At 49.6% G+C, this 16,375-nt stretch carries 13 protein-coding genes, 1 pseudogene and 5 riboswitches; of the genes and pseudogenes, 11 read left to right on the top strand and 3 right to left on the bottom strand.

What is annotated here, in order from left to right; all coding sequences use genetic code 11:
- From L1N85_RS14645 to metE, 4 genes and pseudogenes are all read left to right on the top strand, one after another.
- A pseudogene (locus L1N85_RS14645) lies at positions 1-235 on the top strand (zinc ribbon domain-containing protein); the annotation flags it as partial.
- 160 nt (positions 236-395) lie between these two features.
- Positions 396-1,190, top strand: a complete 795-nt coding sequence (locus tag L1N85_RS14640; RefSeq protein WP_235239741.1) for a DeoR/GlpR family DNA-binding transcription regulator — start codon at positions 396-398, stop codon at positions 1,188-1,190.
- Between the two features lie 5 nt (positions 1,191-1,195).
- Complete coding sequence (kduD, locus tag L1N85_RS14635; RefSeq protein ID WP_235239739.1) at positions 1,196-1,951, top strand: 2-dehydro-3-deoxy-D-gluconate 5-dehydrogenase KduD; 756 nt, start codon at positions 1,196-1,198, stop codon at positions 1,949-1,951.
- A 514-nt stretch (positions 1,952-2,465) separates the two neighbouring features.
- Positions 2,466-2,661: riboswitch (cobalamin riboswitch) on the top strand.
- A 142-nt stretch (positions 2,662-2,803) separates the two neighbouring features.
- The gene (metE, locus tag L1N85_RS14630) at positions 2,804-5,113 is read left to right on the top strand and encodes a 5-methyltetrahydropteroyltriglutamate--homocysteine S-methyltransferase (RefSeq protein ID WP_235239737.1); all 2,310 of its coding nucleotides are present in this window, start codon (positions 2,804-2,806) and stop codon (positions 5,111-5,113) included.
- A gap of 62 nt (positions 5,114-5,175) precedes the next feature.
- Here metE and L1N85_RS14625 read toward each other — a convergent pair whose 3' ends face one another.
- Positions 5,176-5,601, bottom strand: a complete 426-nt coding sequence (locus L1N85_RS14625) for a hypothetical protein (protein ID WP_235239735.1) — start codon at positions 5,599-5,601, stop codon at positions 5,176-5,178.
- 6 nt (positions 5,602-5,607) lie between these two features.
- Positions 5,608-5,770, bottom strand: a riboswitch (cyclic di-AMP (ydaO/yuaA leader).
- A 101-nt stretch (positions 5,771-5,871) separates the two neighbouring features.
- On the bottom strand, positions 5,872-6,297 hold the full coding sequence (locus tag L1N85_RS14620) for a hypothetical protein (protein ID WP_235239733.1): 426 nt from the start codon (positions 6,295-6,297) through the stop codon (positions 5,872-5,874).
- A 7-nt stretch (positions 6,298-6,304) separates the two neighbouring features.
- Positions 6,305-6,466: riboswitch (cyclic di-AMP (ydaO/yuaA leader) on the bottom strand.
- Between the two features lie 396 nt (positions 6,467-6,862).
- A riboswitch (cyclic di-AMP (ydaO/yuaA leader) is annotated at positions 6,863-7,063 on the top strand.
- Between the two features lie 90 nt (positions 7,064-7,153).
- Positions 7,154-7,322: riboswitch (cyclic di-AMP (ydaO/yuaA leader) on the top strand.
- Between the two features lie 168 nt (positions 7,323-7,490).
- Between L1N85_RS14620 and L1N85_RS14615 the strand changes: the two genes are divergently transcribed.
- The 6 genes from L1N85_RS14615 (at position 7,491) to L1N85_RS14595 (ending at position 14,866) form a co-directional block, all read left to right on the top strand.
- On the top strand, positions 7,491-7,886 hold the full coding sequence (locus L1N85_RS14615; RefSeq protein ID WP_235239731.1) for an NAD-binding protein: 396 nt from the start codon (positions 7,491-7,493) through the stop codon (positions 7,884-7,886).
- Positions 7,887-8,009: 123 nt separating this feature from the next.
- Positions 8,010-8,087 (top strand): K(+)-transporting ATPase subunit F, encoded by a 78-nt coding sequence (gene kdpF / locus L1N85_RS27940; protein WP_407946427.1) that lies wholly within the window; start codon positions 8,010-8,012, stop codon positions 8,085-8,087.
- A 17-nt stretch (positions 8,088-8,104) separates the two neighbouring features.
- Positions 8,105-9,784: a potassium-transporting ATPase subunit KdpA gene (gene kdpA, locus L1N85_RS14610; protein WP_235239728.1), complete on the top strand. Its 1,680-nt coding sequence runs from the start codon at positions 8,105-8,107 to the stop codon at positions 9,782-9,784.
- A gap of 18 nt (positions 9,785-9,802) precedes the next feature.
- Complete coding sequence (gene kdpB, locus L1N85_RS14605) at positions 9,803-11,836, top strand: potassium-transporting ATPase subunit KdpB (RefSeq protein WP_235239751.1); 2,034 nt, start codon at positions 9,803-9,805, stop codon at positions 11,834-11,836.
- Positions 11,837-11,866: 30 nt separating this feature from the next.
- Positions 11,867-12,475 carry a potassium-transporting ATPase subunit KdpC gene (kdpC, locus tag L1N85_RS14600; RefSeq protein ID WP_235239726.1) on the top strand — a complete coding sequence of 203 codons (609 nt, stop codon included), beginning with the start codon at positions 11,867-11,869 and terminating at the stop codon, positions 12,473-12,475.
- A gap of 72 nt (positions 12,476-12,547) precedes the next feature.
- Entirely contained in the window at positions 12,548-14,866 is a 2,319-nt protein-coding gene (locus L1N85_RS14595) for a histidine kinase (protein ID WP_235239725.1), read from the top strand.
- 55 nt (positions 14,867-14,921) lie between these two features.
- Here the strand turns inward: L1N85_RS14595 and L1N85_RS14590 are convergent, their stop codons facing one another.
- The gene (locus tag L1N85_RS14590) at positions 14,922-15,245 is read right to left on the bottom strand and encodes a winged helix-turn-helix transcriptional regulator (protein ID WP_235239724.1); all 324 of its coding nucleotides are present in this window, start codon (positions 15,243-15,245) and stop codon (positions 14,922-14,924) included.
- A 233-nt stretch (positions 15,246-15,478) separates the two neighbouring features.
- Between L1N85_RS14590 and L1N85_RS14585 the strand changes: the two genes are divergently transcribed.
- A complete protein-coding gene (locus tag L1N85_RS14585; protein ID WP_235239723.1) occupies positions 15,479-16,225 on the top strand; it encodes a GTP cyclohydrolase II in 747 nt (248 codons plus the stop codon).
- The last annotated feature ends 150 nt before the right edge of the window (positions 16,226-16,375 follow it).

Below are 16,375 nucleotides of genomic sequence, written 5' to 3'. Positions count from 1 at the left end.
ATTGCCGGGCAGAAACTCTATGAGTTCGTCCGGCAGATGAAATACAAGTGTGAGAAGATCGGGGCAAATTTTTTGCAAGCCGACAAATGGTTCCCCCTCATCAAAATTGTGTTCGTGTTGCGGGCAAATCAAAACAAATTTGAAGCTGTCTGACCGCACTTACGAATGCGATTGTGGATTAAAGATTGACCGCGATTTGAACGCGGCGATCAACCTATCGAAATTGGCGATTTGACACGTAAACGTCATCGCCGATATGTAGGATTCGTTGCATCCGAATTTACGCCTGTGGAGTGTTAGACCAAACGCAAGTAGCCTTGGCAAAAGCGGACACGCTGAAGCAGGAAGCAAACAAGGATTTATAGACTTTTATAAGTTCTTGGCAACGGTGCATCATGCTTGCTGCTGAACGGCATCGCAAAATTATAGAAAAATTGGAGCAGCTTGGCGCGGTCAAGGTTTCCGAGTTGAGCGAGCAATTTCAGGTTACGGAAAAGACGGTTCGCGAGGACTTGGAGAAGCTCGAGGAAAAGGGGCTGCTTAAGCGGACTCATGGCGGGGCGGTATTGGAACAGAGCGGAGAGGACAGCCTGTATCCGCTGCAGTTTCCCAATAGCAAGCATCAGCAGGAGAAGGCGGCAATCGCTTCTCTTGCTCTGTCTTGCATAGAGCCGAACGATATTATCGCGCTTGACGCCGGCAGCACGACACTCGAGATGGCAAGGCGCCTTCCGAACATGCCGGTGACGGTGCTTACGAATGATCTTCTCATTATTCGCGAGCTGATTGCAAAGGATCAGGTGCGGTTAGTGGTGCCTGGCGGTTATCGCCACAATAATTTGCTGATCGGCGCTGAGTCGCATGACTGGATTAAGCGGTTGAATGTCCATAAGCTGTTCTTGTCAACGACAGGCGTACATTTGGAATATGGCTTGACGATTTTTACCGAGGAGCTGACGAAGCTCAAGAAGCTGTATATGGAAAACGCGAAAACAGTCTACTGCTTGGCGGATCATAGCAAGTTCGACAAAGGCGCGTTGATTACGTATGCGGGCCTTCATGAAATAGATTTCATCATTACCGACGATGGAATGGATGCCGAGGTGGAAGCGAAGTATGAGGCGCAGGGCATTCGGATGTTGAAGGCTGCGCTGACGGGCAGCGGAAAGCGAACGAAAAGGAAGGTGTGAATGTCATGAGTTTGTTTGATTTGACGGGCAAGGTCGCGGTCGTTACCGGGGCGGGACGAGGTCTTGGAGAAGCGATTGCGCTGGGCCTGGCTCAGGCCGGAGCTGACGTGGCACTCGTCACGAATCGCACGCCGGCTGACAAAGCAGCGGATGCAGTGCGGGCTTTGGGACGCAAGGCGATTACGGTTCAAGCGGATATCGGCGATCGCTCTAAGCTTGCCGGTATCATTGAGCGTACGGTGGATGAGCTGGGACGCATCGATATTTTGGTAAACAATGCAGGGATTATTCGCAGAACGCCGGCTGCGGATCATAGCTATGAGGATTGGCAGGAAGTGCTCGATGTGAATTTGAACTCCGTGTTCGTGCTCAGCCAATTGGCGGGCAAGCATATGATCGAGCAGGGCTCCGGCAAAATCATTAACGTCGCCTCGATGCTCTCCTTCCAAGGCGGCATTACGGTGCCAGGGTATACGTCCAGCAAGCATGCTGTAGCAGGACTAACGAAGGCGCTTGCGAACGAGTGGGCGGGCAAAGGCTTGCAGGTTAATGCGATCGCGCCGGGTTACATGAGCACCGATAATACGGAAGCGCTCCGTGAAGACCCTGTCCGCAGCACGCAGATTTTGCAGCGCATACCGGCTGGACGCTGGGGAACATCAGAGGATCTGGTAGGACCTGCTGTATTTCTGGCATCTTCGGCATCTGACTATATGAATGGTCATATTATGGCCGTTGACGGCGGTTGGTTAGTCAGGTAGGTTCAGTCTTAATAAAAAAAAGCTGTCTCCGGTTCGGCTGTCGCTGCTAAGGAGGCAGCTTTTTTTGTGAAAATATGTAAGGCATATTCGGATAAATCGACTTCTATTTCAAACATTATTGTATTTATCACGGCTGCACCGGCAGCTCGACCTGGAAAAACTCCAGCTATTTGTCTCAGACACGCTCGATTAAAGCATTTAACAGGAAAACCAGGCGTTTTTCACAGGAATAATCCCTTCTATTCGGCAAACTGACCACATTAGCGGGACAAATTCCAGTTAGGCCAGACTTACTCGCTGATGAAACAAGTTTAGCGGAGTGTTTTCCAGTTAGATTCGTCAGACTTCCTGCATCCGTTTATTCGTAGCGATTTTTTTTGTATAAGCATAGCTACTATTCAGAAAGCATGTTTTATAAGCTTTTTTTATATTTTTCATAAGAAAGAATAAGGTTGTATATTTATAAATATGAGTGTATAGTTATTCGTATCGCTAAATGCTAGTGATTAACAACTGAAAAAGAGTGGAAATAGGTGCTCCAGCCTAAACGGCTTGAGCTTAAAAGGGAAGTCCGGTGTAATACCGGCGCGGTCCCGCCACTGTAACAGCGGAATCTAAGCATAAACGCCACTGATCAGTCACATGATTGGGAAGGAAGCTGAAGATAAAGATGCTGGAGCCAGGAGACCTGCCTATTTGAACGACACTGCTTTACCTACGGGAGATAGGAAGGTGTTAAAGACAGAAACCGATGTTTTGACAGACAATGGGCGTCTTTACCTTTGCTTCTTTAAGGTAATGATGCCTTTTTTTGCGTATTTAAATCGAATATTCTAGGAGGAATTTGTTCAAATGAGCCAATTAACGAGCAGTGTGTTAGGTTACCCGCGTATCGGGGAAAATCGCGAATGGAAAAAAGCGCTGGAGTCGTTCTGGAAAGGCGATCTGGAGGAAGCGGCGTTCCTGGAGACGCTGCAAGCGATTCGCCTGAATAATTTGCAGCTGCAGCAGGACAAAGGCATTTCGCTCATTCCGGTGAATGATTTTACGCTTTATGATCAAATGCTGGATACGTCCACGATGTTCGGCATCGTTCCTGCCAGGTTCGAATATGCAGGCGGACCGGTTCCGGTAAATACGTATTATGCAATCGCAAGAGGAACGCAGCAGGCGCAAGCCAGCGAAATGACGAAGTGGTTCAATACGAACTACCACTATATCGTGCCCGAACTAAAGGATGCGAAGCCGGCATTGACGGAGAATCGTCCGCTCGCGGCGTACCGCGAAGCGAAGCAAAAGCTTGGCATTGAAGGAAAACCGGTTATTATTGGGCTTTATACCTTCCTGAAGCTGTCGAAGGGCTATGAGGCGAAGGAGCTTCCGGAATTGGCTGAGAAATTCATTCCGCTATATGGGCAGGTGCTTCGCGAGCTCGAGCAGGAGGGTGTGCAATGGGTGCAAATCGACGAGCCCATTCTCGTAACGACTTTGTCAGAGGAAGAGCTGCAGCTGGTGCATTCGATTTATACGCAATTGCGTGAGGCGGCGCCAGGGCTGAACATTTTGCTGCAAACGTATTTTGATGCGGTGGATCATTATGAGGCGGTAGCGGCGCTGCCGGTGCAAGCGATCGGCCTTGATTTCGTTCATGGCTTGGAGCAGAACGTAAGCTCGCTTGAGCAATACGGCTTTCCGCAGGATAAGCTGCTCGGAGCAGGGGTCGTGGACGGTCGGAATATTTGGCGTTCGGATTATAAGCAGAAGCTTGAGCTGATAGAGAAAATCGCTTTAATCGTGCCGAAGGAGCGCATCATTGTCCAATCGTCGAGCAGCCTGCTGCATGTACCAGTGACAGCGAAGCACGAAACGGCGCTGCCTGCTGAATTGCGCGAGACGCTGGCATTTGCTGAAGAAAAGCTCGAAGAGGTGGTATGGCTCAGCACGGCCGCGGCTAATGCGGATTCGGCGAATGAAGCCTCGCTCGCACAGGAGCTGAAGCTAAACGGTGAGCGGATTTATAATTTGTCGGCATCTCCTGCCCGAAATCGCAAGGCGGCGGATGCTGCTGCGATCGCCGCTCATCCTTCAGTCAGACAGAAGCCGTTCGCGGAGAGACAGAAGCTTCATCAGGAGAAATGGCAGCTTCCGTTCCTGCCGACGACGACAATCGGCAGCTTCCCGCAAACGACAGATGTACGCAGCGCTAGACAGAAGTGGAGAAAGAACGAGCTAAGCTCAGAAAGCTATGCTTCTTTCATCAATGAAAAGATCAAAAAATGGATTGAAATTCAAGAGGAGCTTAACATCGATGTCCTCGTTCATGGTGAATTCGAGCGTACCGACATGGTTGAGTTTTTTGGCGAGAAGCTGGATGGCTTCGCCTTTACGCGAAATGGCTGGGTACAATCGTACGGTTCGCGCTGCGTGAAGCCGCCGGTCATTTACGGAGACGTCGTGTTCATCGAGCCAATGACCGTAACCGAAAGCGTCTATGCGCAATCCTTAACGAGCCGTCCTGTTAAAGGAATGCTGACCGGTCCGATTACGATATTAAATTGGTCGTTCCCGCGCAATGACATTACGCGCGAGCAGGTTGCTTATCAAATTGCGTTAGCTTTGTCGGAGGAAGTGAAGGCGCTTGAAGCGGCCGGCATCGAAATGATTCAAGTCGATGAGCCCGCTTTGCGCGAAGGCTTGCCGCTTAAACGCAGCGACTGGGATGCGTATCTGAAATGGGGCGTGCACGCCTTTAAGCTGTCTACATCAGACGTGCGCGATACGACTCAAATTCATACGCATATGTGCTACTGCGAATTCCACGACATCATTGATTCTATTCTGGCGCTTGATGCGGACGTCATCTCCATTGAAACGTCCCGCAGCCATGGCGAGCTTATTCACAGCTTCGAGGAGCATACGTATGACCAGGGAATCGGACTTGGCGTATATGACATTCACAGCCCTCGTGTGCCGGCCGTTGATGAGATGGTGAGAAATATCGAGCGGGCTTTAAGGGTGCTTGATCCGGGCATATTCTGGATTAACCCGGACTGCGGCCTGAAAACACGAGGCGAAGCAGAGACGGTAGCGGCGCTCCGCAACATGATGGAAGCAACCTACCAGGTCAGAAAGCAGCTTGGCGCTCCTGTGGCGGTTCAATAAAACAACAATCCCGGCCCTTCTCTAAGAGAGGGGCCGGGATTGTTTCCATTCCCAGAGCTCATTTAAAACAAGGAAACATAGTTCACGGCCCGCCCGCGCAGCACATGCTCTTCGGTATCTCCTGCAACCGAAGCAGAATCGGCAGATCGTGTAGTGACATGCTGGATGGCAGCGGCGAATAAATCGAGCGCGCGGCCTTCATGATCAGACTCGTCATAAATAAAATCACGGAGCAGCGGAAGGCTGACGCTTCCGATAAAGGAGACAAGCAGATCACTGTATCGCTCAAGATCAATCATTTCATCGGTGTCGCCGATGAACAGCTCACTCCAGCCAAAGCCCAAATTACTAGTTAGACGAAGACAGACGCGGTAGCCGGCGGAATCGATTGCGAGAGCGGGGATGACGAAAAGCTCGATGCGTGAAACGTTTAATGATGAGGACTGATCGGTGAGAAACGGGACATGATTTGAAGATGGGCACAACATAAAATAAACCTCTCCTTTGGTCGCCTACGAGGTTAGCTGTCGGATTCGGGCTAGAGAGAAAGCCCTACCAGGGTTACAAATCCCTGGATTCACCCCTTGCGAGCCGTTAAAATAACGTCCGCGATGGTTCCCCCGCTTTTTCAAACGAAAAATTCAGCGTTTATGGTTTCATATAAATTTTAAACCCAATTCGCAATTATGTAAACTGTTTTGTTCTTGTAAATGGAAATAAGCTGCCTTGACGCCCTATTCCCATTTGTGAAGGCAGTATTAGAATAAGGATACGTAAGAGACAGCTCGTTTTAAGTGAATAGACTCTTCTGTTTGGTATTCTTGGCAATTTGGATAAGATGGTTGCATGCATACGCGCTCTACGGCATTGAAAAATAAACGATAAATACGCTCATCCTTAGAGGCTTTGTCAATATAACCATTTGTAAAAGGGGTAAGGCTGTAAGTGCCAATAAAGCGAAGGAGCAGGCCGCTCCAACTAATCCAGTCGAGCGGTTTCTCGGAGCTGTTAATAAATAATTCGCTCCAACCGTAACCCATATCGCTTGTAATACGAAGACAAACTCGATAGCCGGAGGAATCTGCCTCGAAAGCGGGGATGACGAAAACCTCGATTCTTTTAATCTTTATAAAAGAAGGCTGTTCTTCCAAACAAGGTAAAGGGACTGCGGGTTGTGTCAACATAAATAAAATCTCTCCTCTGTTCGCTTACGAGGTTAGCTGTCGGATTCGGACTAGAGAGCTGCCCTACCGGAGGCTTAAGCACCGGATTCACCCCGTGCGAACGTATAAGGATACGCTTCGCGTTTGGTTCCCCCGCTTTTTCAATCGAAAAATTCAGCGATAATAATTTGCCTTAGTCGGCTTGCCGTCTATATTAAACCTGCAGCCATCTTTTGTAAAACATAGGTTTTTCGGGATTAGACGCCATATTGTCATTTATAAAGCAATACGATCATTTCTATCGCTAAAAAGGGTTTTTTCTTCAAAAATCTCGCTGATTCTCCTTCAGCCTTTTATTTAGAGAAGTCAGATTATTTGGGTATCATTTCAGTAGAAAGACCTTTGTCATTATTTTTGAAAATGAGAGATAAACGGAGAAATAGTGAGATATATCGAGATAGTAATCAATGAAAGCGTTGGTAATCGCTCTACAGTGGCTGTAATAACTTCATTTGGCAAGCAGGACCGCTTTACAGCAGGTTTAGCGAGGAGTAAGATTCGATACAGGATTTACAAATAAGTTTCGATTGACTGATCGCTGAGTTTCCGTGAAGACGGAAAGCGGGGGAACCAAGTGTTAGGCAATGCGCTTATTCGATGTGAGAGTCGGATGGCTGCATTGCAGGGGTGAATCTTTGACCTGGCGCCATGGATGTCAGGCAAGGTAGGGCGACTCTCACCGCCCGAATCCGTCAGCTAACCTCGTAAGCGTGGATCGAGAGAGGAATGATGAAGCTTGTGATCGATTAAATTCGACCGCAGAGTCATACGCCTCTGCGGTTTTTTGCTGCCCCAAATAGGGGAAGCTTGTACGAATGGATCTAAAACGCTGAGTTCTGCAGCAGCAGGAGCGGGGGAACCAACGAGAGGTTCGTGTACAAATACGAATCGTCTCATGGGGTGAATCGCTTGGCCATTGCCAAGCGTAGGGCGACTCTCACGCCCGAATCCGACAGCTAACCTCGCAAGCGTACTCGAGAGAGGCAACAACCATCGTGCTACCTGGGGCTTTATAATGCAAAACGAGCTTTGCTGTCAAATGACGGTGTAAGCCGTTTATGCTCGGCTGCGGGTCAAGAAGCCGCGGGGAAAGTTCCTCTTTTCCCAAGGCTTCTTTTTTGTTGCCTTTTTTCAAAATTTGGAGGCGAAACGCTTTGGAGGATGAGCATATTATTGTCGCCGGGCTTAGCGAATCCGGTAAATCATTTATGAGAACATTGGAGTTTCATGGGCTTCCTTTCAAGGTGCTGACTAACAGCAAGCAAGAGGAGCGGCAGCTCAGGAGACAAGGGTTTGATAACGTGATTCATGTAAATACCAATGATCGGAAAAATTGGAATATTCATAATTTTTTCATCCGTGAGGTTTTCATTTTTGAGAGCAGTTTCGCGCTAAGCTGCCGTTTTGTGCAATGCTGTCGGTCATGGACCTCGAAGCCCATTTACGTGATTACTCAGCAATGGAATCCGCGTGCGATCTACAAGGGTCTTGGAGCGGATCATATCGTGTATTCGCAAAACGGCGAGGTTGGATTTTTATTAAGAAAATGATGCAGGAGGGATTCCCATGGTTGATGTCTATATGATTGTTGTCCTATTGGCATGCTTCGGTTTGTTTTACGGTTTTTTGACTTGGTGCGGCAATGTCATTGAGCAAGCAGGAGGCGACAACGGATGATTATTGTGTCAGCAATGGCTTTATTGGTTTTCGTTTATCTCATCTATGCACTCATTCATCCGGAGAAGTTTTAGTCCAAGGAGGATTTACAATGGATATTTTACAGATGCTGGTAGTCATTGCCGTTCTCGTCCTGCTTGTCAAGCCGCTTGGTACGTACGTCTACCATGTATTTTCGAATGAACAGAATCGTTTGGACAAAGTTTACGGAGGCACGGAACAGTTCATTTACAGGCTTATCGGCTTGAAACGCCGCGAGGGCATGAGCTGGAAGGTGTACGCGCTAAGTTTTATTGCGACGAACATCGTTCTGGTAGCGTTCAGCTATTTGATTCTGCGGTTGCAAAACGCGCTGCCGTTCAATCCGAACGCGATTGGCAGTATGGAGCCAACGCTTACATTCAATACCGTTATCAGCTTTATGACGAATACAAACCTGCAGCATTACAGCGGGGAAAGTTCCTTATCGTATTTCTCGCAAATGGCCGTCATCATCATGATGATGTTCACCTCCGCGGCGACGGGCTTTTCGGCAGCCATCGCGTTTGTTCGCGGAATAACGAGCAAAGGCAAAACGATCGGCAACTTCTTTGAGGATTTCGTTAAGGCGCATACGAGAATATTTCTTCCTATTTCCTTTATTTTTACGCTTGTACTCGTAGCGCTTCAGGTGCCGCAAACGCTAGATCCGACGCTAACGGTCAAGACGCTTGAGGGCGCGATGCAGCAAATTGCGATCGGACCTGTCGCTTCGCTGGAATCGATCAAGCATTTGGGAACGAACGGCGGCGGATTTTTTGGCGCCAACTCGGCCCATCCGTTTGAGAATCCGAGTCCGCTCACTAACGTAATTGAAATTTTATGCATGTGGGCGCTGCCGGCTGCATTGCCTTACACGTTCGGGTTATACGCTAAGAACAAAAAGCAGGGTTGGGTTATTTTCTCAGCGATGATGTGTCTGTTCCTCGTCTTCCTGAGCGTGGCGTATACATCGGAAAAAGTCGGCAGCCCGGCGATGAACACCCTTGGCATCGACGCTTCGCAAGGCAGCATGGAAGGCAAGGAAGTACGGTTCGGAATTGCGCAATCCGCGCTGTTCACGACGGTGACTGCCGCCGCAACGACTGGCACAGTAAACAATATGCATGATACGCTTACACCGCTTGGTGGTTTGGTCCCACTCGCAGAAATGATGCTCAATGTTGTTTTCGGCGGCAAAGGCGTCGGGCTCATAAATATGCTCATGTATGCCATTTTGGCCGTATTTATATGCGGGCTTATGGTCGGCAGAACGCCAGAGTTTCTCGGTCGGAAAATAGAACCGCGCGAAATGAAGCTGATTGCGATCGCCATATTGGCTCATCCTTTCATTATATTAGTGCCGACCGCGATCGCCTTCATGACCGATCTCGGACAAGGTGCAATATCGAATCCAGGCTTCCACGGCATAAGCCAGGTTCTCTACGAGTATACATCCGCGGCAGCGAACAATGGTTCCGGCTTTGAAGGATTGGGCGATAATACGCCATTTTGGAACATTAGCACCGGGCTTGTCATGCTGTTCGGCCGATACATTTCGATAATCGCGATGCTGGCCGTTGCAGGATCTCTTGTACGCAAACAGCCGGTGCCGGAGACGATTGGCACGTTCCGTACAGATAATGCGCTGTATACGGGCTTGCTGATTGGTACTGTTCTTTTGATTGGCGCTTTAACCTTCTTGCCGGTTATCGTTCTTGGACCGGTTGCAGAATATTTGACACTCCGTTAACGGATGAGGTGAACGATGATGAGCAGAAACGAAAAAAATAAAACGTTGTCATCCGCTGCGGTGAAGCGCGCGATAGTGGACAGCTTTGTTAAATTAAACCCGGTTACTATGATGAAAAATCCCGTCATGTTCGTCGTCGAGGTCGGCACGGTCATCGTGCTGCTGATGGCGTTATTCCCGAATTTTTTTGACTCGCAAGACCGCATAGGCTTTAACGTTGCGGTATTCTTCATCTTATTGTTTACGGTGTTGTTCGCGGGCTTCGCGGAAGCGATAGCGGAAGGCCGGGGCAAAGCGCAGGCATATTCACTTAAGAAGTCGAAGCAGGAAATGACGGCGAACAAGCTTATGGGCAGCTTGATTACCGTCATTTCATCGACGGAGCTTCGCAAGGGCGATATCGTTGTCGTGTCCCAAGGTGAAATGATTCCCGGCGACGGCGAGGTCATTGAAGGTTTGGCTTCCGTGGATGAGTCGGCCATTACGGGCGAGTCAGCTCCGGTTATTAAGGAAGCCGGCGGCGACTTCAATTCCGTAACGGGAGGAACAAGAGTCGTGAGCGATTCGATTAAAATGAGGATGACGAGCGAGCCCGGACAATCTTTTATTGACCGAATGATCGCATTAGTAGAAGGCGCGAAGCGGCAAAAGACGCCGAACGAGATTGCGCTTAATACGCTGCTGTTCAGCTTGACGATTATTTTCTTGATCGTAGTAGTGACATTGGCTCCAATCGCTAATTATCTCGATATTAAACTAGAGGTTCCGGTGTTGATCGCATTGCTCGTTTGCCTTATTCCGACGACAATCGGCGGATTGTTATCGGCAATCGGGATTGCGGGCATGGACCGGGTTACGAAGTTCAACGTGCTTGCAATGTCGGGTAAAGCGGTCGAGGCGGCAGGAGACATCAATACGATGATTTTGGACAAAACAGGTACGATTACCTTCGGCAACCGGATGGCAAGCGAGCTTGTTCCGGTTGGAGGAAACTCCATCAATCAGCTGTCGGAATGGGCAGCCATCAGCTCGATCAAGGACGAGACGCCTGAAGGCCGGTCTGTGCTCGAGTGGATGACGAAGCAAGGCAAGAGCTATGATTCAACGATAGCGGACGGCGGCGAATTTATAGAGTTCAAGGCAGAGACGCGAATGAGCGGCATTGACTTGTTGGATGGTCGCCACGTACGTAAGGGCGCGGTCGATGCGGTTAAGAAATGGGTAGCAGCACAAGGCGGGGAAATTCCGTCCGATCTGGAGCAGGTATCGAACACGATTGCGAAATTAGGCGGAACGCCGCTTGCCGTAGCTGTAGACAATAAATTGTACGGCGTTATTTATTTAAAGGATACCGTGAAGCCTGGCATGAAGGAACGGTTCGATACGCTGCGCGAAATGGGCATCAAAACGATCATGTGTACGGGTGATAATCCGTTAACGGCTGCTACGATCGCAAAGGAAGCGGGTGTTGATGAATTCATAGCGGAGAGCAAGCCTGAAGACAAAATCGCAGTCATTCGCCGCGAGCAGGCGGAAGGCAAGATGGTCGCCATGACGGGTGACGGTACGAATGATGCGCCTGCTCTTGCGCAAGCGGACGTCGGGCTTGCCATGAACAGCGGTACGATCGCGGCGAAGGAAGCGGCGAATATGGTCGATTTGGACTCCGATCCGTCCAAAATCATTGAGGTAGTCGCCATCGGCAAACAATTGCTTATGACGAGAGGCGCGTTGACAACATTCAGTATTGCAAATGATATTGCCAAATATTTTGCGATCATTCCAGCCATGTTCATGCTAGCCATTCCTGAGATGGGTGCGCTCAATATTATGAGGCTGGGCTCCCCTTTGTCAGCTATACTCTCGGCGCTTATCTTCAATGCGATAATTATACCGCTTCTCATTCCGCTTGCGATCAAAGGCGTGAAGTACAAACCGATGAGCGGCGCGCGTCTGCTCAGCCGTAACGTATTCATTTACGGGCTCGGCGGAGTCATTGTTCCTTTTGTCGGCATCAAGCTGATTGATCTTATCGTGCACGTTTGGATTTAAATTCACAATTAATGAAAGAAGGCATGGAAAATGGACAGTCAATCTAAATCAGGCTCTGGTAACGGCTTTTCTATCCTTTCGGTTGCAATACGCATCAGCATTGTTTTCATGATCATTTGCGGTATTCTTTATCCGCTAGCAAGCACGGGAGCAGCGCAACTGCTCTTCCCGCATCAGGCAAACGGAAGTTTGCTGAAGGACAGCAGCAGCGAGGTGACAGGCTCTGAGCTCATCGGACAAAGCTTCACGGATCCGGGCTTTTTTCAAGGCCGTGTGTCGAGTATAGATCATAATGCGGCGGGCTCAGGCTCCAATAACTTTGCGCCCTCCAACCCGGCTTTGATCGAGCGGACGAAAGCATCGATTGAAGAGTGGAAGGCGAACAATCCGGAGGTTCCGGTCGACCAGGTTCCGATCGCGCTTATAACGAACTCGGGCTCCGGTCTTGATCCGCATATTACGCCGAAATCGGCGTCGGTTCAAATACCGCGGATCAGCAAAGTGACCGGGCTGTCGCAAGCAGAACTCGAGACGCTCGTCAAGGAGCATATTGAAGGACGTGATTTGGGGCTGTTCGGCGAGGAAAGGGTCAATGTGCTTAAGCTGAATCTTGCGTTATCCGCAAAGCTGGGCAAATAACTTTATCGTTGCTTGCATGCCAGCCCGTCGCGATGACGGGTGAGCTTCAAGCTTTTGGGAGGAGAAGCCGCCGTGGTTCCATTTCGCAGAAAAACACCGGAAGAGCTGTTGCTTTCCATCTCCAAGCTTCACAGGGGAAGGTTGAAAATATTAATAGGCGCCGTAAGCGGTTCAGGGAAAACGTATCATATGCTGAAGGAAGGAGCGCAGCTGAAGCGTGATGGAATCGATGTTGTCATATGTGCCGTTTCGACTCTGCAAAGGCCTGAAACCGCCGAACAGATCGGGCAGCTTGAGAGAGTGGCTAGTATCCATTGGCGGTTGGACGGCCAAGAGCAGAAGGATTTGAATCTTGATGCCATTATTGAACGTAATCCGGAGGTTGTATTGGTTGACGGGCTCGCCCATCGCAACCGTGCGGAGTCGCAGTTTCGGACACGCTTGGAGGACGTTCTCTTTCTATTGGAGAAAGGGATAAGCGTCATCACGACGATTAACGTATACGAGCTCGAAGGGGCAGATGAGGCAGCATTGAAATGGACCGGCATTCGAGCCGGATGCACGGTGCCGGCGGGTACGCTGGAGCTGGCGGATGAAGTCCGCCTTATCGACGTGTCTCCCGAAACGATGCTGAAACGGTTGAAAGACGGCGTTCTTGGCAACCGTCCTGATCCGGCTATATCGGTGCGGGGAAACTTAGCTGTGCTGCGCGAGCTGTCGCTCAGGCTCGTTGCCGAGGGAGTGAACGACTCGCTTGAGAAGCACCGAGAGGAGCTTGGTCTTACCGGGCCGTCAGGAGCATCGGAACGTATTCTGGTTACCGCGCAATACCATTGGAACGGTTCGTTATATGTACGCCGAGGCCAGCAAATCGCAAGAAGGCTGAACGGCGATATCATTGTTGTTTCCTTCGTTAATCAGAGGAAGAGCTTGTCTAAGGACGAGCAAGCCTTCAAAACATCGATAAAGAAGCTCACCAAGAAGGTGGAAGGGAAATTCGAGGAGCTTCCGTTAACGAGACGCCGCAAGCTGCCTGCGGCCCTTGTCAGATTTGCGGAGGAAAACCATGTGACGCGCATCGTCATGGGCCATTCTAAGCAGAGCAGGTGGCAGCAGCTTTGGCAGGGATCGATTGTCGACGGCGTACTGCGCAAGCTTAATCAGGTCGACTTGTTTCTGATGGCGGATCGGGCGGAGCATGAGGGCGAGCGAATAATGCCGGTCAAGCAAAGAAACGATTCGGAGAAGGAGCTGTTCCGCAGATTCAGCCTGGAGGAGCGAGAGAGGCAAATTGAATCCATTCGAAGAGGAACGTTTCACATTTATATCGGCGCTGCGCCTGGAGTAGGGAAGACGTATACGATGCTATCGGAAGCGAATGCTCTGCTCCGCAAGGGCATCGATGTCGTGATCGGATTAGTCGAGACGCATGGGCGGCATGAAACGCTGAGACAGATTGGGGACCTTCCGATTATCGAGCAGCAAACGATCGATTATCGCGGGACGAAGCTGAAGGAAATGGATGTCGAAGCGATCATTCGTGATAATCCGGACGTTGTGCTGGTCGATGAGCTTGCTCATACGAACGTACCGGGAAGCTTGCGCAAGAAGCGTTACGAGGATGTTATCCATTTGCTCGAAAAGGGCATTTCGGTCATCTCAACGATGAATGTGCAGCATATCGAAAGTTTGAACGACGCGGTTAAGCAAATAACCGGCGTTACCGTAAGAGAAACAGTGCCGGACGCCATTATACGCTTGGCTGACCAAGTGGAGCTTATTGATATAACGCCGCAAATGCTTCAGCAGCGTATGAAGGAGGGCAAAATCTACGCGATGGGCAAGGTGGAGCAAGCGCTGGGCGCTTTCTTTTCGACAGGCAATTTGATTGCGCTGCGGGAGCTCGCTTTGCGGGAAATTGCCGATGATGTCGATGAACGTATGGAGTCGTGGGATCGCAATAAGTCGCTGCGCGGGCCGCTAAGAAGGCGGGAGGTTATTTTCGTAGGTATCGATATTCGCTCGAACGCTGAACGGCTGATCCGCCGCGGCTTCCGGATCGCGTATCGGCTAAAGGCCGAATGGCATGTTCATTACGTGCAGGACGGCTCTCCATGGACGGAAGATATTACAGCCAAGAAAGATGCTTTATTGCATTTAACAGAGCGGCTTGGGGGTGTCTTCGAAATGTCGAAGGCAGAGAGCAAAGCGCATATTGCCGCTACCCTTCTTACGGCTGCTAATCGCACAAAGGCGACGCAACTGATCGTCGGACAGTCTAATCGGACGTTTTGGCACTTCTTGCTGCGAGGTAATGTGGTTCGCAAGCTGCTGCAATCGGGCCGCCATATGGATGTGCTAATTGTAGCGAATCGCGTCCCTGATAAGTAAAGCGAAGAAGCTCTCCCTCGATTGATAGTCGATGGGAGAGCTTCTTTTTCTTATTTCACGCTACAGTGTCCGGTTCGATCCAGTCCTGTGACCATTTCTGAATCTCTCTAATGATGGGTTCAATCGCGCGGCCCTTTTCAGTTAATGAATATTCTATGCGTACAGGTATTTCAGGATAGACCTGCCGGTCGACAATCCCTTCATTCTCCAGGTCTTTGAACCGTTCCGAGAGCAGTCTGCCGCTGATCGGGAGCGCGGACTGAACGGCGCAGAAGCGCTGCGGACCAGACAATAGTTGAAATATAATAAGGCCGGTCCAACGTTTGCTGATGATGTCCATTCCCTTCTGGAAACGGGGACAAAGGTTTGACTGATCCATAACTATCACCTCTTTTGAGTTAACAATAAGTATAACCTCAATATCTTATTTATACAAGCACACCTGGATAATGTTAATTACTTGACTATCTTAAGTTATAAATTTATAATTAGTTACAAATAGTAAGTAACAAATGAGGAGGTCAAATCATCTATCGCGGCTACGAATTCGGCACGCTCAGCTATTTGTCGCTGCAATTTTAAAATAACAATTTTCGAAGAAGGTGAATGAGTATGATCAAACCAAATATTGCAGCCATTATTAAGGATAAAATAAAAAGAACGCAAACGGGCAGTGACGACATTTACGTTGTCGGGCCGGTTAAGCTGCCCGTAGAGCTGGACGGTGAAACGAAGATGTTCCATTGGTATAGCTGGCTGCGCAAGGAGACAGGCGAGGAGCAAACGGCAGAGCAGCTTGTCGAAGACTTAACTCACTTCTCTTATGCGGATCTTCAGCAATCGAGCGTCCTCGTATACGGCGATTTCGAGAATAATGACAACGCGCTCATCCGCATGCACAGCATTTGCCATACGGGCGATATTTTTGGCAGCGCAAGATGCGATTGCGGCTTTCAATTGAAGCAGTCGATGCGGATTATTACGGAGCACGGCACCGGGGCGTTGTTCTATTTGGCTAATCATGAGGGCCGCGGCATCGGCTTGTTCAGCAAGGCGATCGCCTATTTGCTGCAGGAGGATGGCTTCGATACAGTTGATGCGAACACCGAGCTTGGTTTCGCTGACGATGCCCGCGATTACAGTAATGCAATTGCCGTGCTTAAGCTGCTGCGGGCACTGCCGGTATCGATCATTACGAACAATCCGCGCAAGGTGGATGCGCTGCGCAAAGCAGGCATGAACGCAGCGGGGAGAGTTCCTCTTTGGGGCAATTCCTCGGTGTACAACGAAAAATATATTCAAACCAAAGTGAACCGTTCCGGACACTTCGGGCAAGAGCCGCAAACAATTGTTAAATAGGCCCAGGTGCGTCATGTATAAGGATAACAAGCCGTTTCCCGCAACTATACGCAGAGGCGGAGATGCTCCTGAAGCAGACATAAAACGACAAAAACATTTTGCGTTCCGCATCCTTTTCAAGTAAAATGAGAAAAACTGAACTCATGTTCA

Source organism: Paenibacillus alkaliterrae (assembly GCF_021532375.1).
In the GTDB taxonomy this organism is placed as follows: Bacteria; Bacillota; Bacilli; order Paenibacillales; family Paenibacillaceae; genus Pristimantibacillus; species Pristimantibacillus alkaliterrae.
The sequence above is the reverse complement of the archived record's forward strand: the minus strand, read 5'-3'. Positions and strand labels throughout refer to the sequence as shown.